Here is a 23,055-nt window from a genome sequence, read left to right as displayed (position 1 = left end):
GGGGGTCCCTTTTCACGTTGCCACGGGGGTCCCTTTTCAACTTGCCATTTCCAGTAGGAGTTCGGCGCCGTCTGGCCTTCCTCTTCTACGGGGTCCGCTCGTTCGACCCGCTGGTATTCACGCTGGCCCCGATGCTGCTGGCGGGATCGGCGAAGTAGACGGCTAGACTTGTCGATATCGATAGGGCTGTCCGGCCTCGCCGGATGGCCTGCCGGATCGCCGGAGGTATCGTCATGAGCCGCTTGCGGGATTCCGCCGTTCGCCTGGTGAATCTGTTCCGTCGCGAGCGCATCGAGCGCGAGCTCGACGCGGAGCTGCGGGCGTACCTGGAGCTAGAGGTCGAGGAGAACATCCGCCGCGGCATGGCGCCGAAGGAGGCGCGCCGCGCGGCGCTCGCCCGTCTGGGGGGCGTGGAGACTGTCAAGGAAGAATGCCGCGACGTACAGCGTTTCCGTGTCGCCGACGATCTGTGGCGGGACCTGCGGTACGGACTTCGCCGGTTGCTCGCGCGCCCGGTTCTCGCGGTCGTGTCGGTCGCGGTCCTGGCTGTCGGCATCGGTGCGAACGTCGCCATTCTCGCGCTGGTCGACGCTCTGCTTCTGCGTCCGCTCCCCGGCGCGGAGCCGGATCGTCTGGTCGCGATGTTCACGAGCGACTACTCCAGCGGGCGGCCGGGAGCGAATTCCTATCCGGACTTCCTCGACATTCGGGACTCTACCCGCGACGTGTTCGAAAGCGTCACCGCGGCGTCGTTTGTACCTGCTCCGGTTGGCGTGCGTATCGGAGGCGAGACCCGGGTCATGTCTGCCCAGATGGTGGGGCCCGATTACTTCGATACGATGGGATCGAGGCCCGCCCACGGGCGCGGTTTCGAGACTGGCGAGACGAGCGCGGTCGCGGTAATCAGCAACGCGGTATGGCTGTCGGAGTTCGGCGGCGATCCGTCGGTGCTGGGCCGCGCGATCACCATCAACGGATCGCCGTTTACGGTTGTGGGAGTGGCGCCGGTCGGGCTGTCGACCACGCAAGGCATCCTCCGCGTCGACGTCCGGTTGCCCGCGGCCTTCGAGCAGTTGGTGCGTCTCGGCGACGACAGACAGGAGTGGCGCGCGGCCCGTGTGTACTCCACAGTGGGCCGACTGCGCCCCGGCGTCGGGATTGGCGACGCGCGGGCCGTTCTGGAGGTCGTCGCTCGACGTCTCCAGCAGTCGTACCCCGCGGAGTGGACGGACCTTTCGGGACAGCCGCGGGCCTTGACGATCGGGGAGGCGACACGCCTGCCAGGGCTGGTATCGGGGCCCGTGGTTGGCGCTCTCGCCGTGCTCACCGGGTTGGTCGTAACTCTCCTGCTCATCGTCTGTGCAAACATCTCCGGCCTCCTGCTTGCCGACGCGTCGGTTCGCCGTCGCGAGATGTCGATTCGGCAGGCGCTGGGCGCGAGCCGGTTGCGGCTGATCCGGCAGGTTGTCGTCGAGAGCCTGGGTCTGGGTCTGGTCGGGGGGTGCCTGGGAGTGGCCGCGGCGTCGGCTGCCATGCGATTCGCGACGCTGCTGCCGCCGGGCCTTCCCGTGCCTTTGCAGCTCGATCTGGAGCTCGGCGGACGACTGCTCGTCGCCGCGCTGGTGGTGTCGTCGAGCGTCGGCCTCGGGGTGGGGTTCCTTCCGGCACTGTATGCAACCCAACCCGGGCTTCGTCTCGGCAGGTTCCTGCACACGAGATTCCGTAACGCGCTGACGGCGATGCAGGCCGCCGCCGCCGTTTTCCTCCTGATCATCGCGGGGGTGTTCGCACGCAGCATCGTGAGTGCATACGCACTACCGCTCGGTTACAACCCGGACGAGCTCGTGCTTGTCGCGGTCGATCTGGAGACCGCCGGGTACTCCGAAGATCGCGGCCGCGCGTATCTCCGACAGGCGTTGGAGCAGGTGCCCACGGCCGGAGTATCGAGGGCGCCGTTCCTGTCTCTCCAGGCGCTGGTACGACGTGGCTTCGCTGTCGACGGGTATCGACCCGGGGCTGGAGAGGACATGGAGGTGAACGCGAACGTCGTCGGTCCCGGATACATCAGCCTGATGGGAGTGCCTTTCGTGCGAGGTCGAGACCTCGAGCCCGGGGAGCGGAATGCGGTGCTCGTCAATCGAGCGTTCGCCCGGCGATTCTGGTCCGTCCAGGACGCGGTCGGCAGGCGAGTGGGCCGGCCAGTGGGCCCGCCGCGAACAGGCTCGGACGCTCCCGAACTTCGGTGGTCGACCGTGGTCGGCGTGGTTGAAGATGCCCATTTCGTTTCGTTTCGAGAAGCTGCCATTCCCGTCGTGTTCCAGTCCATGGAGGACGTGTACTCCGCACAGGTCACGTTTCACATCCGCGGCGTATCGGCCGACGCCGCGCGACGCGCCATCGAGCGAGTAGATCCCGTCGTGCCCGTGGTGAGCGTGGCAACGATGTCGGAAACGGTCGACACGGCGTTGTTGCCGGCGCGGATTGCGGCGTTCGTGAGCGGTCTCGTCGGCGCCGTCGGCCTGGCGCTCGCCTGTATCGGGCTCTTCGGCACCCTGAGCTATGTCGTGGCGCAGCGCGCCCCGGAGATCGGCCTGCGTGTCGCGCTCGGTGCTCGAGCGCTCCAGATCGTTCGGCTCGTTGCCGGGGGGACGAGCGTGAAGCTGGTGGCGGCCGGCGTCGTCCTCGGCGCCGGACTGGGAAGCGGTCTCGCGCCGCTGCTCCAGGCGCAGTTCTCCGGCGCCGGAGGCGTGGACCTCGTCACGCTGGCGGGGGCGGCGGCGTGCCTCGCGCTGGTGGCGTCGGTCGCTATCGGCGTGCCCGCCGCTCGTGCTCTGAGGATCGATCCCGCCGAGGTGCTGCGCGTCGTGGAGTAAGTGCGGGATTGCGGCGAATCCCGCCGCGTGATCGGACCGAACGGGAGTGGACGCCGGTGCGATCTGCCGGCTCTCGTCGACTCGATCCATTGACATTCGATAGGTCTTGCGGTTAGTCTTGTCGAAAATCGATAGGGATGCCAGGAGACACGCCGATGTCCCGGACCGACCTCATGCGCGGCACGCTCGACCTGCTGATTCTCCGTGCGCTCACGACGGGGCCGGACCACGGCCTCGGGATCGCGCGGCGGGTGGAGCAGCTCACGCAGGGTGCGTTCCGCGTCAACCCCGGCTCGCTCTTTCCGGCCCTGCACCGCCTCGCGCAGAAGGGCTGGCTGACGGCCGAGTGGGGGCGCTCGGAGACCAACCGGAAGGCGAAGTACTACGAGCTGACCCCGGCCGGCCGGCACCAGTTGGAAGCCGAGGCGCGCAACTGGAAGCGCATCTCGGTGGCCATCGACCTGGCGTTGGACACCGCGTAGGAAGGTGTGGCGATCCGGGTGACGAGACCGGAACCGACGTACGTGATGCGCAAGGAGGGACCGTTGAGAAGAGCCCTCCCACTTGCTCTCGTCGCGGTCGCCGCACTCCACGTGGGCGGCGTCGGTCGCGCTCGAGCAGGTAGAGGAGCCACCGGAGCAGCCTCGTCCCGCACGAGCTGCTACGTCGCTTCGAGCACGCGGTGGATGGCGAAGATGATCCGGTCGAACTCGTCGCGCTTGTGCGTCAATTGCTCCCGGCCGGCCGCGGTCAACGAGTAGAACCGCGCGCGCCGGTTGTTCTCGGACGTGCCCCAGGCGGCCTCTACCCACCCGTTCAGCAGGAGCCGCTGCAGCGCGGGATAGAGCGAGCTCTCGCCGACCTGCAGCACATCGTCGGAGACGGTCTTCAGGTGGTGGGCGATGCCGTAGCCGTGCTGTGAGCCGGCGGCGAGCGTCTGCAGGATCAGCAGGTCGAGGGTGCCGGGGAGCAGTTCGGGTCCGCTCTTTCTTCCCATCGTTTAGCGATGGAAGTGTGCCGGAACCGAGCCGGACCTGTCAAGGATCGCGATCGGGCGCTCGCGCCGGGGGCGCCGATCGAGCGACGCCGCGATCTTCCCTATCCGTCGCTGCGCCGCCCGGCGACGATCGAACGAAGCGCGCCACGGAGCGGAGCCAGAACGCGTCCGAGAATGGTGCGGGGCCGATCGGATACTCTGAGCGAGACCTCCGGCGCGCTCGGCGCGGTGAGCGAAGCCGGGGGCCCTGACGAAGCGGACGGGTCCGCGCGGACACACGCGCCGGCATCCAGTCGAACGCCGTCCGCCACCCTGGCCCCGGCTGCAACCGCCACTTCGGGGCCGAGGCGGCAGTTGCGGCCGACCAGCCCGTCTACGGCACAAGCTGAGGCGAGCGTGGAATGGTCGCCGACCTCGGCGTTGGGCGCCACGCGCACGCCCGACGCCACGCGCACGAAGGACCCGAGACGCGCGGAGGCGCCAACCACCGTGTCCTGGTCGACGTGCGTGCCGTGGCCGACCGCAGCACCCGGGGCGACGGCGACGCCGGCGCCGATGTGCGCGCCGTCCCCGAGCGTGAGGGGTGGACACGGCAAGAAAGGCTCGGACGGCGGATGGCGAACGGCGCCGTCCCCGACGGTGGCGCCGGAGGCGATACGGACCTCGACGCCGACACGCACGTTCTCTCCTACATAGCAGTCCGGATCGAACGTGCAATGCGAACCGACGACCGACCCCGAATCGACGACCGAACGGGCGCCGACAACGGTAGCGGGACCCACCCGCACGCGCGGCATGACGACGGCGCCCTGCTCGAGCCTGACGCCGTCCGACAGCGTCGCCTCGGCGCCGATGACACAAGACGGGCCCACCTGGACGCCGGCGCCGATGACCGCGTCCCGGCCGATGTCGACGCCGGGAGCGAGGCTGGTCGCGACGCCGACCAGAGCGCCTTGGCCGATCGCGACGTCGGGCGCGATCCGCGTGTCGTGAGCAACGAGAGCGGTGGCGTGAATGCGCGGGGCGTCGGGGCCGGGATGCGGACTGGCGGCGCGGGCACGGGCCGCGGCGGCGGAGACAACGGTCGCCTGCATCCGGAACACGCTAACAGAAAGCAGCCGATCAGCGCTGTCTGCAACGGGGCCGGGGCGGAACGAAATGGATCTCGGTGCGCCCCGCCACCCGTCATCGCGCAACTTCATTTGACAACCCAATAGAGTTCCGATACCTTGTATTCGGATGCCTAACAGAGAGCCGGAACGGACCGAGGTCCTGCGTGGCACCCTCGACCTGATGGTGCTGCGGACGCTGGTTTCGCTCGGCCCGTCGCATGGCTACGCGATCGCCGCGCGGATCGAGCAGGTTTCTGATGGCGCCCTCCTCCTCAACATGGGCACGCTCTACCCCGGCCTGATGCGGCTGGAGCAGCGCGGCCTCGTCGGGGCGGAGTGGGGCACGACGGAGAAGAACCGGCGTGCCCGGTTCTACGCGATCACCGCCGCCGGACGACGTCACCTGGCCGCGGAGAAGCGCGACCTCGACCGCATGGTGTCGATCATCGCCGCGCTGTTCGAGGAACCGGCTTGACGAGGGGGAGATCACGATGACCGTCTTTCGCGAGCGCTGGCGTCGCCTGTGGGGCGCCATCTGGCGCAACCCGGCCGATCACGATCTCGAGCGCGAGCTGCGCTTTCATCTCGAGCAGGCCGAGGAGGAGCTTCGTGCGAAGGGCCACTCGCCGGCCGAGGCCGCGCGGATGGCGCGCGTACGGCTGGGCGGTGTTCCCCAGACGATGGAGGTGCTGCGCGACCAGCGCGGCGTGCCGTGGCTCGACGACCTGCGGATCGATCTGCGGATCGGCCTGCGCGGCCTGGCGCGGCAACCCGGTTTCACCGCGACGGCGGTGCTGACGCTGTCGATCGGCATCGGAGCCACCGCGGCGGTCGCCACCGTGGCGAACCCGATGTTCTTTCAACCCCTGCCGGTGCCCGATCCCGAAGAGCTCGTGGCCATCACGCAGCTCGACGAGCATACGTCGGTCTTCCCGCACCCACTGTCCTACCCGGAGTACCTCGACTACCGGGAGCGCAACGACGTCTTCGAAGGTCTGGCCGCGCACGCCGTGGCGGAAGAGCTGCTGTCGATCGAGGGTCGCGCGGCGGAGCGGATCCAGATCGAGTACGTCAGCGACAACTACTTCGACGTACTGCAGTTGAACGCCGTGCTCGGCCGCACGTTCCTCCCCGGGGAAGGGCGCCGTCCCGGCGATGCGCCGTTCGTCGTCCTGTCGCACCACGCCTGGCGGTCGCGGTTCGGCGCCGACCCGGCTGTCATCGGACAGGTCGTGCGCCTCGGGCCGGCGAACATGACCGTCATCGGGATCATGCCGGAGGACTTCATCGGGACCTTCGGCCTCGTGCCTACCGAGCTCTTCGTCCCCGCCACCGCGGGCGCGCTCGTCGAACCGGGGTGGACGGACCTGTTCACCGACCGGCTCGAGGAGATGTTCGCGATGACCGGACGCCTCCGACCCGGCGTGACGCTCGGCGAGGCGGCCGCCCAGCTCGACGTCCTTGCCGACGCGCTGGCTGCGGAGCATCCGGATGCGAGCGCCCACACCGAGCTCTACGTCATCGCCGAGCGTTACGCGCGACCGGAGCCCGGCGCGGCGCGCCACACGGCGCCCCTGGTGAGCGTCGTCATGGGCCTCGCGGCGCTCGTGCTGCTGGTTGCCATGGCGAACGTCGGGACGCTGCTGGTCGCGCGCGGTGTGGAACGACGGCAGGAGATGGCCCTGCGGGCGGGACTCGGCGCCACGAGGCGGCGGCTGGTGCGGCAACTGGTCACCGAGAGCGTGCTGCTGGCGCTGGCGGGCGGCGTCGGGGGCGGGATCGTCGCGGTGTGGGCCGCCGATCTCGTCGTCGCCTGGTTCGCCACGGCCGTGGGACTGGAGCTGTTGCGACCCGACTACCTCGTTGACTGGCGGGTGTTCGGGTTCATCGCAACGACGGCCATGGCGGCTGGGGTGCTCACCGGACTCGCGCCGGCGTTGCGCTCGACGCGGATCGAGCTGGCGCGCGCAATCGGCTCCGGCGGCCGTAACGCCGGCGGATCCGTCTCGGGGCGGCGGCTGACGAACGGGCTCGTCGTGCTCCAGGTCGCCGTTTCCATGCTGTTGCTGGTCTGCGCCGGCCTCTTCGTCCAGAGCGGCAGAAAGGCCAGCGCGATCGACTTCGGTTTTCGGACCGACGCTCTGCTGGTGCTGTCGGTCGATCCCCTCGGCCAGGGGTACGACCGGGAGCAGGCTCGAATGCTCTACCGGGACATCCTGGAAGATGTCGTCGCCCTGCCCGGTGTTGAATCGGCGAGTTGGGCCCGCCGGGCCCCGCTGTCGCCGGGCCCGAATCGGGGCAACGTGTTCACCCTGGACGGCGGCACGGCGCCGGAGCCAGACGCCGCGCGGGTCTCCCTCAACTACGTGGACTCGGGCTTCTTCGACACCGTGGACATCCCCGTGCTCCGGGGGCGCGGTTTTCGCGAGGAAGACGTGGCGGGCGACCGGCTGGTGGCTCTGGTCAGTGAACGCGCGGCAAGACAACTGTGGCCGGGACAGGACGCGATCGGGCGGCGGATCGTCAACGGCTTCCTCGGCGGCGCACCGTTCGAAGTGATCGGCGTGGTGCGCGACGCGCACATGTCCCCCACGTCGCCGTTCGACCGGCCGCCGTTCGTCCTCTACCCGTTCGAGTTCCGCCCCCCGCGGGGGAGGGCCACGCTGCACGTGCACACCGAGGAACCGCTGAGCGCCGCGCTCCCGGCGGTCGCGGACACCATTCGCCGGCACGACCCGACCCTGGCGATCCTGGACGCCGGCGGCATGAACGACGTGCTGCACTCGAAGCCCATGCTGGTGATCGTGCGCCTGGGCGCCGCGCTGGTCGGGTCGTTCGGCCTGCTGGGTCTGCTGCTCGCCGCCGTCGGACTCTACGGCGTCGTGTCGCATGCAGTGGCTCAGCGGAAGCAGGAGTTCGGCATCCGATCCGCCCTGGGTGCGACCTCGGCGGCCATCATCCGGCTCGCGCTTGGGCGGGGCGTCGTGCTGTCGATACTGGGACTGGCCCTCGGCGCGGTCGCAGCGTCCGGCCTGGCCCGACTCACCGCGGGTTTTCTCGTCGGCGTCACGCCGGGCGACCCCGCGGTGTTCGGCATCGCGGGCCTTCTGCTGGCAGGTATCGCTCTGCTTGCGTGTCTGGTCCCGTCCCGGCGCGCGGCGAAGGCGGATCCGCTCGCGACGCTGCGGGCCGGGTAGAGCCGGCTACGGCAACGCGGCCTTGAGACCGTCGAGCAGCGCCTCCCGCCGGTCACGGTCGAGCTTGTCGAGGTTCTCCTGTCGCCACCTGACCGCTGGGAGCTCCGCCGCCTGCGGCACGTCTATCAGCGACCAGTCCGGCCCGCCGGCCTCGAAGGACATCAGCAGGTCCTTGTGGGCTCGTGGCATATTTCCGACGATCCGCAAAGGACACGAGTTGAGTCTCGGCGAAACCGAATTCCGCCTCCACGCGTGCCGAAACGGTTCTTCGCTCGGGCTCGTAGACGCAGCCCCGGATGACAGGCGTCACTTCAATCTTCACCTGTACGTCGCCGTCGCTGACGAAGAGCTTGTTCACCGCGCCGTCGCTCACCAAGATAGCCTCGTGGACGCGGCTTCCGGGCAGCCCTGCACGCACGCGTGCGGCGATCCGCTTCATCGTCGCGTCAATATCGGCGAGGGACTCGGGTCGTCCTGCAACCGGGAGATACGTCAGGTCGATATCGACAGACAGGCGTGGCAAGTCGCGAATGAACAGGTTTATCGCAGTTCCGCCTTTGAGAGCGAACACCTGTTCCTCAGCTACCAGCGGAAGGGCGCGGATCATCAGGCCGACCTGGCGCCGATAGTGCTCACTCGCCGGCATTCATATCTCCGGGTACGGTTATCAGGTATGTCGGATCGAGTGTTCCACCGCGCACCAACATCCTTTTCCCCTTGCCGAGGTCTATGCGCCCTTGCTTGAGCTGCGGCAGCCACTGGAATCCGTGGCGTTTGGCGAACCACAGGAACAGGCGCTTCACCTTGACGTTGTGACAGTCCTCGAGCAGGTGCTGTAGGCGGCGGGGGCTGAGCGTACGCAGGCTCTCCATGAGCTTGTCGGCCTGATGAAAGGTCTCCCGTTCAGGAACTTCATCGAGCAGTTCCAGGATCGCCCGTTCCGGCACGGAGAGCCCGAGGGGCCAGTCCCATTGGCCCCAGCTCAGACGGGTCACGCTCCCGCCGCACGGGAGCTCCGGGCCGGTGAAGCACTGCTCCGGTGGCTGCCAGCTTGTGCTGCCTGCCTGGTCCGCTATGGTCTGCGTCCGGAAGAGCCGCTTGGCGCGATGGAAGATCAGCCGCTGGTGCAAGGCCAGCTTCAGAACCCAGCCGGGGGGCGGCTTGTCTCCGTAGAGATGGACCTCTCTCGGACCAATCCGCGAGGCATAGTGTGAGAATCCGTGCAGTTCGAGTGCCGTGCGCCCCCCGACAATCACAGGGGTCTGCAGCAGCCCCTGCAGGGACACGACGACGTGCTGCCACAAGAGCTTGCCTCCGGGCCGTCGGTAGCTGCCCCGGGCAGGCTGTTCCAGCCAGCCGCTGGCCAGATAGCGGCTTCGCAGGCCCCGCGAATAGCCCCGCGCCTCGAGCCAGGCGGCGTCCACGACCAGCCCTTCGGGCAGGAGCCTCTGGAGCTGGTTTAACTTGACGCCTTTCTGCGCACTTGAAGTGGGCATAATCAATAAATGGTAAACCCGCGGGCTGGTTTACAGCCAGCCACTGTTGCGTACCACAGTTATACATTTCGCCTCCTCCACAAACCGATGCGCGGTGCGGCGCCGTGCGCGACCAGGTAGGACACGACGCCGTAGAGGCCGCCTGACGAGTCGACCGGAGGCTACCGCGCACACACCGACCTGCTGCGCCGCCGGATGCCGGCACGGCGGACCTGAATCTCAGCCGGATGGTGGGGTTCGTCCTGTCCCGCGTGCTGGGTCGCGTGGCCGGGTGGTGTAGCCGTCGGTCCGCACTCGGCGTCGGCGAGCGTGTCGTGCTCGCTCGCGTGCCTTTCGAGCCCGGCGGTGATGGACTGCAGACGTCGGAATCTCCTCTTGCTTACCGAGATGAACAGTGCTAGCTTATGCACGGTAACCGAGAGGAGCATCCAATGGCCAAGCCATCGCCCCTGCGGCAGGACACGTCGGAGGCTGACGAGCGGGTGGTCCACTCCGGCGCCGCACTGGAGCAGGTCTTCCAGGACATCCGCTTCGGCCTGCGGCTGCTGCGCCGGGAGCCCGGCTTCGCGGCGACGACGGTCCTGACCCTGACGCTTGCGATCGGCGCGACGACGACCATCTTCTCGATCGTCGACGCGGTGCTGCTGCAGCCGCCGCCGTTTCCGGAACCGGACCGGTTGGTGACGTTGTGGCAGACGGATCCGAACAGCGGCAACCGACCGGTGGAACCGGCGCCGGCGAACTTCCTGGACTGGCGCGAGCAGGCGGCGAGCTTCGAGCAGGTAGCGGCGATCGAGCCGTTCTCGTTCGACTTCACCGGCGACGGCGCGCCCGAGGTGTTCTACGCGTCACTGGTTACGGAAGGGTTCTTCGACGCGCTGGGCGTCGGCGCCGCCCACGGCCGGACGTTTCTTCCCGACGAGTTCCAGCCGGGCAGCGGCGTCGTCGTCCTGACGCACGGATTCTGGCAACGCCGCTTCGGCGGTGACGCAGGGATCCTCGGCCGGTCGCTGACGCTGGATGCGCAACCGTACACGGTGGTCGGCATCCTGGCGCCGGACTTCGCGCTCGGTCTCGAACGCGGCCGCGGCGAGCGCGACCTCTACGTGCCCAAGGCCATCGCCGAGTACGAGACCTTCATCCGGAGCAGCGGCTGGTGGCACGTGATCGCGCGGGTCCGGCCGGAGGTCACTCTCGGGGCGGCGCAGGCGGAGATGGACGCGATATCCGTCAGGCTCGCGGCCGACTACCCGCGCACCAACACGGACGTCGGCGCGCGCGTCGTCCCGCTCCATACGCGCCAAGTCGAAGGGGTGCGGCCGGCGCTGCTGCTGCTGTGGGGCGGGGTGGCGCTGGTCCTGCTGATCGCCTGCGTCAACGTGGCGAACCTGATGCTGGCGCGCTGCACGCGGCGGGCGCAGGAGTTCACGATCCGGACCGCGGTGGGCGGCGGGCGCGGCCGCCTGTTGCGGCAACTGCTGACCGAGAGCGTGGTGATCGCGGCGCTGGGCGGTATCGGCGGCGTTGCGCTGACCGTCTACGCGCTGGATGCAATCGTGGCGTTGATGCCCGCGGATGTACCGCGGCTGGCGCAGATCGCGGTCGACGGACGCATCCTCGCGTTCGCAGTCGGCCTCGTCGCGGCCACCGCGGTGGCGTTCGGACTCGCTCCCGCCCTCCAGATGTTCCGGCAGGACGTCGCCGGCCTGCTGCGGGCCCAGCGTGCCGGCGCGACCGTCGTCCAGCAACGGGTGCGGCGGCTGCTGGTGGCGGCCGAGGTCGCCCTGGCGCTGGTGCTGCTGGTCGGTGCGGGTCTGCTCCTGCAGAGCTTCGGGCGGCTGGTGAACGTGGACCTGGGCTTCGCGCCGGGGAACACGGTTGCGCTGCAGGTGTTCGCCTGGAACCGTCAGGCCGAGGACGAGGCGCGCGTGAACTTCTTCCGCGAGACACTGCGGGAGATCCGTGCCGTGCCGGGCGTGGCCGCCGCCGCCGCCATTTCGTCCTTCCCGCTGGGCCTGGTCGATATGACAACCGAGACACCGTTCACGATTCACGATCGGCCCCCTCCGCCGCTGGGCGAAGAGCCGACGACGGCGGTCTCGCAGGTGACTCCCGGCTACTTCGAGGCGATGCGGATCCCGTTTCGCGCCGGCCGGCGGTTCGACGACCGCGACGATGCGGAACGACCGGGCGTCGCCGTGATCAACGGGACGCTGGCGCGGCGGCACTGGCCGGACACGGACCCGCTCCTGCAACGGCTGACGGTGGAGGTATTCGGACAGCCGTTCGAGGTGGAGATCGTCGGCGTGGTGGCCGCGACTCGCGCAGGGGGGTTCGACAGCCAGCAGCGTCCGGAGGTTTTCCTCCCGCACGCGCAGAGCGGCGCGAGCGGGTCGATGACGTACGTGGTGCGCACGGCGGGGGATCCGGCAGCGAGCCTGTCGGCGATTCAGGAGGCTGTCTGGGCAGTGGATCCGCTCCAGGCCTTCTACAGCGTCGCCACCGTCGAGCAGCTTCTGTCGGATACGCTCGCGGCGCGGCGATTCACTACGACGCTGCTGGCGCTGTTCGCGATGGCGGCGCTGACGCTTGCCGGGCTCGGCATCTATGGCGTGATCGCAGTGGCGACCGCGCAGCGGACGCGTGAGATCGGCCTGCGCCTGGCCATGGGCGCGCGGCCGTTCGACGTGGTGCGCATGGTGGTCGTCGGGGCGCTCGTTCTGGCCGCATCGGGCATCGTATTCGGTGTGGTTGCGACAGTCTGGACCTCGCAGTTTCTCACGAGCCTGCTGTTCGAGGTCGCACCCACGGATGTCACGACGCTGGCCGGCGTCGCCGCGCTGCTCCTGCTCGTGGGTGCTTCGGCCGCGTGGCTTCCCGCGCGACGCGCCGCCCGGGTGGATCCGCTCGTCGCGCTCCGTACGGAGTGATCGAATCGACAACGAAGACCGCTGGAAGGAGCCTCGGAATGAGCAAGCCATCGAACCTTGTCCAGGGAACCCTGGATCTTCTGATTCTGAAGATCCTCGACCTGGAGCCGCGGAGCGGATGGGCCATCGGCCAGCGCCTGAAGCAGATCTCCAACGACGCGCTGCAGGTGAGCGACGGCTCGCTCTACCCGGCGCTGCACAAGCTGGAGCAGCAGGGCTGGATCAGCGCGGAGTGGCGGAACACCGAGAACAACCGGCGCGCGAAGATCTACTCGTTGACGCCGCCCGGGCGCCGCTACCTCCGGCAGGAGGCCGCGAACTGGGAGCGGCTGTCGCAGGCCATCACCCACGTCGTGCGCCTGACCGAGGCGTGAAGCATGCCCTGGGAGCGCTGGCTGTACGCGTGGCGAGCCCGGCTGCGGGCGCTTCTCGACGGCGGCCGGGCGGACCGTGAGCTCGACGACGAACTGCAGCATCACGTCGCCCTGGAGATCGAAGCCCGTTGCGCGCGGGGCGTTCCGCGCGCCGAGGCCCGCCGGCAGGCACTGGCGGCCCTCGGCGGCCTGACGTCGACCAGGGAACAGGTCCGCGCGTCGCGTTTCGGGGCGTCTCTGGAGGCGGGGCTCCGGGACGTCCGCCACGGTGTGCGGCTGCTGCGCCGGCATCCCGGTTTCACGGCGGCCACGGTGCTGACCCTGACGCTGTCGATCGGCGCGACCACGGCCATCTTCTCCGTCGTCGACGCCGTGCTGCTCCAGCCGCCCGCCTTCTCCGACCCGGAGCGCCTCGTAACGCTCTGGCAGACCGATCCGGACGACGGGAACCGTCCTGTGCCGGTCGGTCCGGCGGATTTCCTGCACTGGCGAGATCGGGTCCGGAGTTTCGAACGCGTGGCGGCGATAGAACCGTGGTCGCTCGATTTCACTGGCGCAGGCGAGCCGGAGATCACCGGATGGCTTGTCACAGACGGCTTCTTCGAGATGCTGGGCGTCAACGCCGCCCACGGGCGCACGGTCCTGCCCGACGAGTACCTGTCGGGCAGCGGCGTCATCGTCCTGACGGACGGTCTGTGGCAGCGCCGCTTCGGGGGCGAGGCCGACATCATCGGGCGCTCGCTCGTGCTGGAAGGAGAGTCCTACACCGTGATCGGCGTGCTCGATCCGGACTTCGAGCTGGGCCTCGAGCGCGGCCGGGAGGAACGCGATTTCTTCCTGCCGAAGACGTTCTCGGAGTACGAGATCTCGAGCCGAGGCCCCGGCTGGTGGCGCGTGATGGGACGGCTGCGCTCGGAGGTGACGCTCGCCGAAGCCCAGGCGGAGATGGACGCCGTCGCGACCCGGCTCGCTGAAGAGCACCCGCGTACGAACGCGAATGTCGGCGCTCGAGTAATCCCGCTGCAGACGTGGCAGGTCGGAGCGGTGCGGCCGAGTCTGCTGCTGCTGCAGGGTGCGGTGCTGTTCGTCCTGCTGATAGCGTGCGTCAACGTCGCGAACCTGATGCTGGCCCGCTGCACGCGACGCGCTCCGGAGTTTGCGGTGCGGATGGCGGTCGGCGGCGGACGCGGCCGCCTGCTGCGGCAACTGTTGACCGAGAGCGCCGTGATCGGGGCCCTGGGCGGCGCCGGCGGCTTCGCCTTGGCTACCGCCTCGATCGAGGCGATCACCGCGTTCATGCCGGCCGACGTGCCGCGTCTGGGGCAGGTGGCCGTGAATCCGCGGCTCCTCGGTTTCGCCGTCGGCCTCGTCGGGGTGACGACTCTGGCGTGCGGGATGACGCCCGCTCTGCACGTGGTCCGGCAGAACGTGCACGACCTGCTCCGCGGACACCGCACCGGCGGCAACGCGGTACAGCAGCTGCTGCGCAGGGCACTGGTGGCGACGGAAGTCGCCCTGGCGCTGGTGCTGCTCGTCGGCGCGGGCCTGCTCGTGCAGAGCTTCGTGCGCCTGGTGAACATCGACTTGGGCTTTGTTCCGGCGAACACCGTGACGCTGCAGGTGTTTCACTATCGCGACGACGGGCTGGCGGGCACCGCCAACTTCTTCCGCGATACCCTCGATGGCATCCGCGCGCTGCCGGGTGTTACCGGCGCGGGGGCGGTATCGGCCTTCCCGCTGGGATTGGCGGACCTCACGCGAGAGAGTCTGCTGCAGCTTCAAGACCGGGCGCCGTCCCCACCGGGAGAGGAGCCGTCGACCGCCGTGGCCGCCGCGACCCCGGGATACCTCAAGGCGCTGGGCATTCCGTTGCGGGCGGGGCGCTGGTTCGACGCGCGTGACGACGCCGAACAGCCGGCCGTGGTCGTAATCAACGAGGCGCTGGCGCAGCAGCATTGGCCGGATACGGACCCGCTTGGCCGGCGCGTGTCCCTGTTTGTGGCCTTCAGGGGACGGACCGACGCGGAGATCGTCGGCGTCGTTGGCGCCATCCGCCCCGGGGGTTACAGCACATCCCGGCGTCCAGAGTTGTTCGTCCCGCACGCCCAGGCCCCGGACGGCTCGATGACCTACGCCGTGCGTACCGCCGGGGATCCGACGGCCAGCGTCGCCGCGATCCAGGACGTCGTCTGGGACGCCGACCCGTTGCAGACCTTCTACAGCGTCGCCACCGTCGAACAACTCCTGTCGGACACGCTTGCGGCGCGCCGGTTCACCACGACCTTGCTCACTCTGTTCGGCGTGGCGGCTCTCGTGCTGGCCACCCTCGGCATCTACGGCGTGATCGCGGTCGTCACGGCGCAACGGACCCGCGAAATCGGCCTGCGTCTGGCGATGGGCGCCGAGCCGCGCCACGTCGTGGGGATGGTCGTCCGCGGGGCGATCGGACTGGCCGCCGCGGGCGTCGCGGTCGGGCTGGTGGCGTCCCTGCTCGTCTCGCGCTCCCTCACCAGCCTGCTCGTCGATGTCGCGCCATTCGACGCCGCGACGCTGGCCGGCGTGTCGGTACTGCTCTTTCTGGTAGCCGCCGGGGCCGCATACGTACCCGCTCGGCGGGCCGCCCGCGTGGACCCTCTCGCCGCCCTGCGGATGGACTAGCTAGTTCCGGGCGCTGGCGTCCGGGACGGTTTCGCAGGGCCTCTGGAACTTCCAACCACGCAACGTGCGTCTATTCATATAGAGAGTCTTTGCATAGAAAGGCAGGGGTGCAGGGCATGGCCGAGCGGAATCCGGAGATGTTGCGCGGCACGGTCGAGTTGCTGATCCTGACGACGCTGCGCGGCGGACCTCGACATGGCTTCGGCATCGCGCGCTGGCTGGAAACGACCTCGGACGACGCGCTGCAACTCGAGGAGGGCTCGCTCTACCCGGCGCTCCATCGCATGGAGAGGCGCGGTTGGCTGGAATCCGAGTGGGGAATCTCGGACAACAACCGGAAGGTGAAGCTGTACCGCTTGACGTCCCGCGGCCGGGCTCGACTGCAGAGCGAGACCGAAGGGTGGGCGGCGTTCGCGGCGGCCATCGGCAGGGTGCTGCGGGCGGCCGAGGCTGTCTGACGGAGGTGTGCAGATGAAACGGACACCGATGTGGCGGCGCTATCTCCGGTTCTGGGGCTCGGACGTCCGCGCGGATGTCGATGCGGAGCTCGACTATCACCTGCGCGAGCTCACCGAAAGGCTCGTGCACGAAGGCCGTAGCCCGGCCGAAGCCAGGGCGGAGGCCGAGCGGCGGTTCGGCGACTACGCGCGGGTCGAGGAGGCCTGTGTGGACATCGACCAGGAGTGGGAACGGCGACAGCGCTGGCGGCAAGTGCTGGCCGATCTCTGGCAGGACTTGCGGATTGGCGCCCGTACGCTGGCGAAGAACCCCGGATTCACGATCTCGGCCGTGGTTGTCCTCGGTCTCGGCCTTGGCGCCGCGACCGTGACGGCCAGCGTGATCAACGCCGTGTTCATTCGGCCGCTGCCCTTCCCGGAGCCGGAGCGGATCATGAGCGTGGTCGAGTACGGGCCCTCGGGATCGATCGGCAGCCATACGCAGCGAGCGGTTGCCTTCCTGCGCGACCGCAGCGGCACTTTCTCGGTCCTGGCCGGCATCGGTACGAGTCCTGGCGTCAACCTCGTCAGCGACCGTGGCGCGACCTACGTCCGGAACCTCGAGGTGACCGCCGGCTACTTCCAGGTCTTCGGGATCGAACCCCGGCTGGGTCGCGCCTTCTCGCGCGATGACGAGACCGGGCCGTCGACCGTGGTGCTGAGCCATGCCGTCTGGGTCGGCCAGTTCGATGCCGACCCGCGTGTCGTCGGCGAGGACGTCAGGCTCGGCGGCCGGCCGCACACGGTAATCGGGGTGATGCCGCCCGACTTCTGGTCGTTCGAGGAGGCCGGCGCCTGGACGCCGTTCCGGCCCGACCCGCGCGATGTCGGCCGCAACTACCGGCTGGTGGGGCGGCTCGCCGCGGGCCGTACCGCGGCACAGGCCGAGGCGGAGCTGCAGGCGCTGGTTGTCAGTCTCGAAGCCGAGACGCCCGCGGTCGCCGGGCTGCCGGATGGGCCGCGACGCGACGCGCGGATTGGGGTGCAGCCCTATCGCGACCAGCTCGCCGCCGGGAACGGCAGCACGGTGTGGCCGCTGGCTGCGGCCGTTGGCGTGATGCTGCTGATCGTCTGCGCCAACGCGGCCGGACTGCAGGTGGCTCGCGCGGTCGGGCGCCGACGGGAGTTGGCCGTTCGGGCAGCGCTGGGCGGGGGGCGCGGACGGTTGCTCCGGCAGCTTCTGACCGAGAGCGTCCTGCTGGCCACCGCCGGCGGTGCAGTGGGCATGCTGGCTGCGGCGGGAGGCGTGCGGGGACTTGTCGCGATGCAGCCGCGGCTGGCGCTCTGGAACGTCACCGTCGACGCACCGGTGCTGATCGGCTCGCTCGCGATGGCCGTAGCGACCGGCGTGATCTTCGGGTTGCTGCCCGGCTTGCTGGCCGTGCGCAGCGAGCCGGCGGATGCGCTTCACGGCGAGTCGCGCAGCGTGACCGCGGCCCGTGGGTCCTGGATGCGGCGGACACTGATAGTGACCCAGGTCGCCCTGTGCACGGTGCTTCTCGTGGCCGCCGGCGTGTTTCTGCGGACGTTCGTCGGTCTCAGCGCGTCGGACCTGGGATTCGACCCGGGCAACGTGCTGACCGCCCGCGCCTCGCTCCAGGGACCCGCATATCAGTCGCGAGACGCCGTGTCGGCTCTCTATCGGCAGACGCTGGCCGACCTGGCGCGGGTGCCGGGTGTCGAAGCCGCCGCAGTCACGAACAACCTTCCCGTCGAGCGCGGTCTGAATCTGGTGATGCGGCGGGTTCCCGGGAACGAGATCGTGCCGGCGGCCATCGACTGGCGCTACGTCGCGGGAGACTACCTGCGGGTGCTGCGCATCCCGCTGGTGGCCGGGCGCGCTTTCGACGAGGCCGACCACCGCGCCGCCGCGCCCCCGGTGGCCCTGGTCAACGAGACGTTCCTGAGGCGGTTCGGCGATGGGCGCGAGTTGATCGGCACGCGCCTGCAGATGACGGCCATCCAGGTGGACGATCAGGTGCGGGAAGTCGTCGGCGTTCTGGGCGACGTCCGCACCCGCGGCGTCACCGCGACCCGGCCGACGGTGTTCGTGCCGGTCGAGCAGGTCCCGGACGATCTGCTTGCCGCGGTCCACGGGCTCTTGCAGGTGAACTGGGCGCTGCGGACACGCGAGGGCGGAACCGGTCTCATCCAGTCCGTCGAAGGGGTGATCAGGGACGCGGACCCGCTGTTGTCCATAACGGCCTTTCGAACGATGGACGAGGTCGTCGGTGGGGCGTTCGCGGACACGCGCTTCCGCACCATATTGCTCGGCCTGTTCGCCGCCGCCTCCCTGACGCTGACGGCCGCGGGGCTCTACGGGCTCGTCGCCTACGGCGTGGCGCGGCGAACCAGGGAGATCGGCATTCGCCTCGCGCTGGGCGCCTCGCGCGAGCGCGTCATGGCGCGCTTCGCGCTGCAGGGCATCGTGCTCGCCGCGCTGGGATCGGCGGTAGGAGTCGGCGCCGCGGTGCTCTTTACGGAAATGCTGCGGCGCATGACGCCGGAGACGCAGCCGCTCGATTCATGGACCGTCACCGGTGTCGTCTTCGTCCTCGGCGCAGCGAGCGTGGCCGCTACGGTGGTACCGGCAAGCCGAGCGGCGCAGGTCCACCCGACGACGACGCTCCGGGCGGAGTGACATCGCAGGGAGCGAGCTGACCCGCTTCGCTCCCCTTGTTTACCGAGATAAGGCATGGTAGCTTGAACACGGTAACCGAGAGGAGGCTTCCCATGGATATCGCCCGTCCCGATCTCGCCCGCAAGAAGCGGCTGCGACACAGCCTCTACAGCGTCTCGGCGCTCATCGCGATCGCCTTGGTCACGGTGGGGGTCTCGCGGCTGGAGCCGGCGGCTCCAAGGGTCGATCGCGACACGATCTACCTCGACACCGTGCAGCGCGGCCCGATGGTGCGGCAGGTGCGCGGCACCGGCACACTGGTCCCCGAGCAGATCCGCTGGATCCCGGCTACGACCGACGGGACCGTCGAACGGATCGTCATCCGGCCCGGCGCCCTCGTCGCCCCGGACACGGTGATCCTCGAGATGAGCAACCCCGAGCTGGAGCAGTCCGCGCTCGAGGCGCGGCTGAATCTCGAAGCGGCCGAGGCGCGCTACAGCAACCGGCAGGTCGAAGTGGAGCGCGAGCTCCTCAACCAGCGGGCGACGCTTGCGACCACGGAAGCGCAGCTCAAGAACGCCCGTTTGCAGGCGGACGCCGACGGGCAGCTCTTCAAGCAGGGCCTCGTTGCGTCGTTGCAACTGCAGCAGTCGCAGTCGGCCGAGCAGGAGTACGAGACGCGCTACGCGCTCGAGCGCGAACGGCTGCAGATGGCCACCGATACGGTCGAGGCGCAACTTGCCGTCGAGCAGGCCGAGGTGGACCGCCTGCGGACGCTGTACGAGCTGCGGCGGCAGCAGGTGGCCGACCTGCACGTCCGCGCCGGAATGCCGGGCGTCCTGCAACAGGTGCCTCTGGAAGAAGGACAGCGCATCGCCACCGGCGCGAACTTGGCGCGGGTCGGTGACCCCGCGGTGCTGAAGGCGGAGCTGCGCATCGCGGAGACGCAGGCCAAGGACATCCAGATCGGCCAGACGGCCGCCGTCGACACCCGCAACGGCGTCATCCCGGGCCACGTCACCCGCATCGACCCGGCGGTGGAGAACGGCACGGTGACGGTCGACGTCGCCCTCGACGGCGAGTTGCCGCGCGGCGCCCGGCCGGACCTGACGGTCGACGGCACCATCGAGCTGGAGCGGATGGACGACGTGCTCTTCGTCGGCCGGCCCGTGTTCGGTCAGGAGGAGAACGTAGTCAGCCTGTTCAGGGTGGACGAGGACGGGATGCACGCCTCACGCACCCGCGTGCGCCTGGGGCGAGCGTCGGTCAACACGATCGAGGTGCTGGAGGGGTTGAAGCCGGGCGACCGCGTGGTGCTCTCGGACATGTCGACCTGGGACCAGTTCGATCGGGTGCGCATCGAGTAGGGCCGTGCTCCCCGCGCCCCCCGCGGGGGAAAAGACCGGCGCCGCGCGGGAGCGTCACATCTGAACGGAGGATGGCGAGATGAGCGAAGTGACAGCCTTGATTCAGTTGCAGAACGTCTCGAAAATCTTCTACACCGACGAGGTCGAGACCCACGCCCTCGACGGCATCGATCTGTCCATCCACCCCGGCGAGTACGTCGCCATCTCGGGCCCTTCAGGTTGCGGCAAGTCGACGCTGCTGTCGATCCTGGGCCTCCTCGATTCGCCCACCGCGGGCGACTACTCGCTGAACGGTCACCCGGTGGCGCAGCTCGGCCAGGCCGACCGGGCCCGGACCCGCAACCGGGAGGTCGGCTTCATCTTCCAGAGCTTCAACCTGATCGGCGACCTGACGGTCTACGAGAACGTCGAGCTGCCGCTCACCTACCGCGGCATGAAGCGGGCAGAGCGGCGCGAGCGGGTGACCGACGCGCTCGAGAAGGTGGAGATGGCGCACCGGCAGAAGCATCTGCCGAGCCAGCTCTCCGGGGGCCAGCAGCAGCGCGTGGCGGTGGCGCGGGCAGTGGCCGGGCAGCCCTCCATCCTGCTTGCCGACGAGCCCACGGGCAACCTCGACTCGAAGAACGGAGAGGCGGTAATGGGGTTGCTGCAGGCGCTGCACGACGAGGGCTCGACCGTCTGCATGGTGACCCACGACCCGCGCTACGCGGAGCACGCCAGGCGGGAGATTCACCTGTTCGATGGAAAGTGCAGTCTGGATGCCACGAGCACGGCTCGTGTCTGAAGGACCAGCCTTCTCCCCCGGTTCAACTTCCAGACTGGAGGGTGATCTTGCCGACTCAGGTTCGTGTTTTCGTATTCGCGCTGCTGATAGCCGGCCTGATGCTGGCGGCTCCGCGCCGCGCAACCTGCGCCCAGAGCCTCGACGCCGTGGTCGCCCAGAGCGTTGCCCGAGTCGCACGGCAGGCAGGGCAGCCGGCCCGCCGCTTCGACCTCACCCTGGACGCCGCCGTCCAGCGCGCTCTCGAACGCAACCTCGACATCGCTGTCCAACGCATCCACCCGCTGGTGCAGGACATGCAAATCGTCGCGGCCAACGCGGCGTTCCTGCCCTTCGCTTCATCCGGCTTGATCCTCGACCAGGCCACCACGCCCAACCGCTTCGTGTTCGACGGCGGCGGGCTTGCCGGCCAGTCCATCGTTACCGACTTGGGCGTCTATGACGTCGCCATCGGACAGCAGATGAAGTGGGGCGGCGGCCGCTACGACGTCGCCTGGGACAGCACGCGGTGGGAGTCGACCAACATCTTCTCGACCTTCAACCCGAGCTTCGGCGCGAACATGACGCTGCAGTACACGCAGCCGTTGCTGCGCGGCTTTCGGACCGATTCGCGGCGCACGCAGCTGGTCGTCTCGCGCATCAACCGGGACATCTCCGACATCGACCTCGAGGAGACCGTCGTCAACACGCTGGCCGGCGTGAGACTGGCGTACTGGGATCTGGTCTATGCGCGCGCCGCGGTGGGCGTGCAGCGGCAGGCGCTGGCGCTGGCCGAGCAGCTCGTGGCGGACAACCGGTTCCGAGTCGAGGTCGGTACCATGGCGCCGATCGACGTCGTGGCGGCGCAGTCCGAGGCCGCGGCGCGGCGCCAGTTGCTGGCGCTGGCCGTCGAGACACAGCGCACCTCCGAGCTTGTGCTGAAGGAGCTCATCGTAGGGGGCATGTCCGATGAGCTGTGGAACGCGGAGCTGAACCCGACGGACCAGCCGCGGATCGAGGCCACGCCGATCGATCTGGAAGGCGCGATTCGCAGGGCGCTCGACCGACGCACGGACGTCTCGCGTGCGCGACGCCAGCTCGACGCCAACGAAGCGACCGTCGACAACCTCCGCAACAGCACGCTGCCCGCGCTCGATCTGGTCGGCAGCTACCAACTGACCGGTCAGGGCGGTCCCCGGCGGGTTCCGGCCGGAAACAGCTTCGAGGACCTCTTCGGCGGCGCCGGCGGCGTGATCCCGGGCGGCTACGGCGATGCGCTGCACAACATCGCCAATGCCGACTACCCGGTCTGGCGCGTCCAGTTGCAGATGAGCTACCCGCTCGGGCAGAGCGCGGACCGGGCCGCTTACGAGCGGGCCCGGCTGGAGCTGCAGCAGAACCGGGCCCAGATTCGGCGCATCGAGCTGCGGATCGCCAGCGAGGTCACCAACGCCGCGCTTCGCATCGAGTCGATCCGCGAACGGATCGAGGCGGCGACGGCGTCCCGGGAGCTGGCGGAGCAACAGCTCCAGGCGGAGGAGAGCAAGTTCGAGGTTGGCCTGTCGACGAACTATTTCGTCCTGCAGTCGCAACGCGATCTGGCTACGGCACAGGATGCCGAGCTGCGCGCGATCCTCGACTACCAGCGGGCGCTGATCGAGTTCGAGCGGACGCAGCGCGCTTCGCTCGGCGGAACCGGCATCGCTCTGGTCGGCGGCGCGACGGCCGGCGGCATTGGGGGCCCCGCAGGCGCCGCACCGTCGGGGCCGATGCTGATGCCGCAGCGTTGAACCGGGCGGGAACAGACAGACCGTCGGACCTGCTGGCGTAGCCGCACCCGGCGACCTGTCCACGGATCGCGGCGAGTTGCGGCCGGTTGCCGCGCCGGCGCGTGACTGCATCCTCGTCACGTGCCGGCGAGGCGTTCGTCGGCCTGCCGCTGACCGCGCAGTCCGCCCCGGTTGCAGAGGCCGCCGGGAGGTCCTGCTGCCGCGCCCATCTGAACCGACGCCTCCTGGAGCCCTCCTGCGCCCATCGTTCCGGACATCGCCCCCATCGGTGCCAGAACCGTCACGACGACGGCCGACCGCGGTCGGGTCCGGTTCCTTCCGACTCTCGACTTCGCACCGTCTTCTCGAACGATGACGCTCTCACGTGTGTCACAGCAGGCACGC

General features: G+C 69.2%; 15 protein-coding genes and 1 pseudogene. 12 read left to right on the top strand and 4 right to left on the bottom strand.

From position 1 onward, the window contains the following. The first annotated feature begins 203 nt into the window (after positions 1-203). Positions 204-2,873 (top strand): FtsX-like permease family protein, encoded by a 2,670-nt coding sequence (locus F4X11_07045; protein MYN64769.1) that lies wholly within the window; start codon positions 204-206, stop codon positions 2,871-2,873. A gap of 137 nt (positions 2,874-3,010) precedes the next feature. After that, positions 3,011-3,355: a PadR family transcriptional regulator gene (locus F4X11_07040; GenBank protein MYN64768.1), complete on the top strand. Its 345-nt coding sequence runs from the start codon at positions 3,011-3,013 to the stop codon at positions 3,353-3,355. A gap of 179 nt (positions 3,356-3,534) precedes the next feature. Here F4X11_07040 and F4X11_07035 read toward each other — a convergent pair whose 3' ends face one another. Together F4X11_07035 and F4X11_07030 are read right to left on the bottom strand one after the other, a co-directional pair. Beyond that, entirely contained in the window at positions 3,535-3,870 is a 336-nt protein-coding gene (locus F4X11_07035) for a PadR family transcriptional regulator (protein MYN64767.1), read from the bottom strand. A gap of 101 nt (positions 3,871-3,971) precedes the next feature. Further along, positions 3,972-5,072 carry a hypothetical protein gene (locus tag F4X11_07030; protein ID MYN64766.1) on the bottom strand — a complete coding sequence of 367 codons (1,101 nt, stop codon included), beginning with the start codon at positions 5,070-5,072 and terminating at the stop codon, positions 3,972-3,974. A gap of 37 nt (positions 5,073-5,109) precedes the next feature. Between F4X11_07030 and F4X11_07025 the strand changes: the two genes are divergently transcribed. Both F4X11_07025 and F4X11_07020 read left to right on the top strand, forming a co-directional pair. Then, positions 5,110-5,457 carry a PadR family transcriptional regulator gene (locus tag F4X11_07025; GenBank protein MYN64765.1) on the top strand — a complete coding sequence of 116 codons (348 nt, stop codon included), beginning with the start codon at positions 5,110-5,112 and terminating at the stop codon, positions 5,455-5,457. A 16-nt stretch (positions 5,458-5,473) separates the two neighbouring features. Further along, the gene (locus F4X11_07020) at positions 5,474-8,179 is read left to right on the top strand and encodes an ABC transporter permease (protein ID MYN64764.1); all 2,706 of its coding nucleotides are present in this window, start codon (positions 5,474-5,476) and stop codon (positions 8,177-8,179) included. 6 nt (positions 8,180-8,185) lie between these two features. Here F4X11_07020 and F4X11_07015 read toward each other — a convergent pair. Further along, positions 8,186-8,825: pseudogene (locus F4X11_07015) on the bottom strand (nucleotidyl transferase AbiEii/AbiGii toxin family protein). Next, positions 8,812-9,675, bottom strand: a complete 864-nt coding sequence (locus F4X11_07010) for a hypothetical protein (GenBank protein MYN64763.1) — start codon at positions 9,673-9,675, stop codon at positions 8,812-8,814. Before F4X11_07010 ends, F4X11_07015 begins: the two are co-directional and overlap by 14 nt. Positions 9,676-10,079: 404 nt before the next feature. Between F4X11_07010 and F4X11_07005 the strand changes: the two genes are divergently transcribed. The 8 genes from F4X11_07005 to F4X11_06970 all read left to right on the top strand — a co-directional run bounded on the left by F4X11_07005 (position 10,080) and on the right by F4X11_06970 (position 22,671). Then, on the top strand, positions 10,080-12,605 hold the full coding sequence (locus tag F4X11_07005) for an ABC transporter permease (GenBank protein MYN64762.1): 2,526 nt from the start codon (positions 10,080-10,082) through the stop codon (positions 12,603-12,605). Between the two features lie 38 nt (positions 12,606-12,643). After that, positions 12,644-12,979, top strand: a complete 336-nt coding sequence (locus F4X11_07000; GenBank protein MYN64761.1) for a PadR family transcriptional regulator — start codon at positions 12,644-12,646, stop codon at positions 12,977-12,979. 3 nt (positions 12,980-12,982) lie between these two features. After that, entirely contained in the window at positions 12,983-15,637 is a 2,655-nt protein-coding gene (locus tag F4X11_06995; protein MYN64760.1) for an ABC transporter permease, read from the top strand. 116 nt (positions 15,638-15,753) lie between these two features. After that, positions 15,754-16,095, top strand: coding sequence for a PadR family transcriptional regulator (locus F4X11_06990; GenBank protein ID MYN64759.1), 342 nt, complete (start codon positions 15,754-15,756; stop codon positions 16,093-16,095). A gap of 13 nt (positions 16,096-16,108) precedes the next feature. Next, a complete protein-coding gene (locus F4X11_06985; protein ID MYN64758.1) occupies positions 16,109-18,775 on the top strand; it encodes an ABC transporter permease in 2,667 nt (888 codons plus the stop codon). Positions 18,776-18,867: 92 nt separating this feature from the next. Beyond that, entirely contained in the window at positions 18,868-20,121 is a 1,254-nt protein-coding gene (locus F4X11_06980; protein MYN64757.1) for an HlyD family efflux transporter periplasmic adaptor subunit, read from the top strand. Between the two features lie 79 nt (positions 20,122-20,200). Then, positions 20,201-20,905: an ABC transporter ATP-binding protein gene (locus F4X11_06975; protein ID MYN64756.1), complete on the top strand. Its 705-nt coding sequence runs from the start codon at positions 20,201-20,203 to the stop codon at positions 20,903-20,905. 47 nt (positions 20,906-20,952) lie between these two features. After that, a complete protein-coding gene (locus F4X11_06970; protein MYN64755.1) occupies positions 20,953-22,671 on the top strand; it encodes a TolC family protein in 1,719 nt (572 codons plus the stop codon). Positions 22,672-23,055: the final 384 nt, after the last annotated feature.

Source organism: Acidobacteriota bacterium (genome assembly GCA_009861545.1).
In the GTDB taxonomy this organism is placed as follows: domain Bacteria; phylum Acidobacteriota; class Vicinamibacteria; order Vicinamibacterales; family UBA8438; genus WTFV01.
Note: the sequence above shows the minus strand (reverse complement) of the source record. Positions and strands in the feature narration are given on the sequence as shown.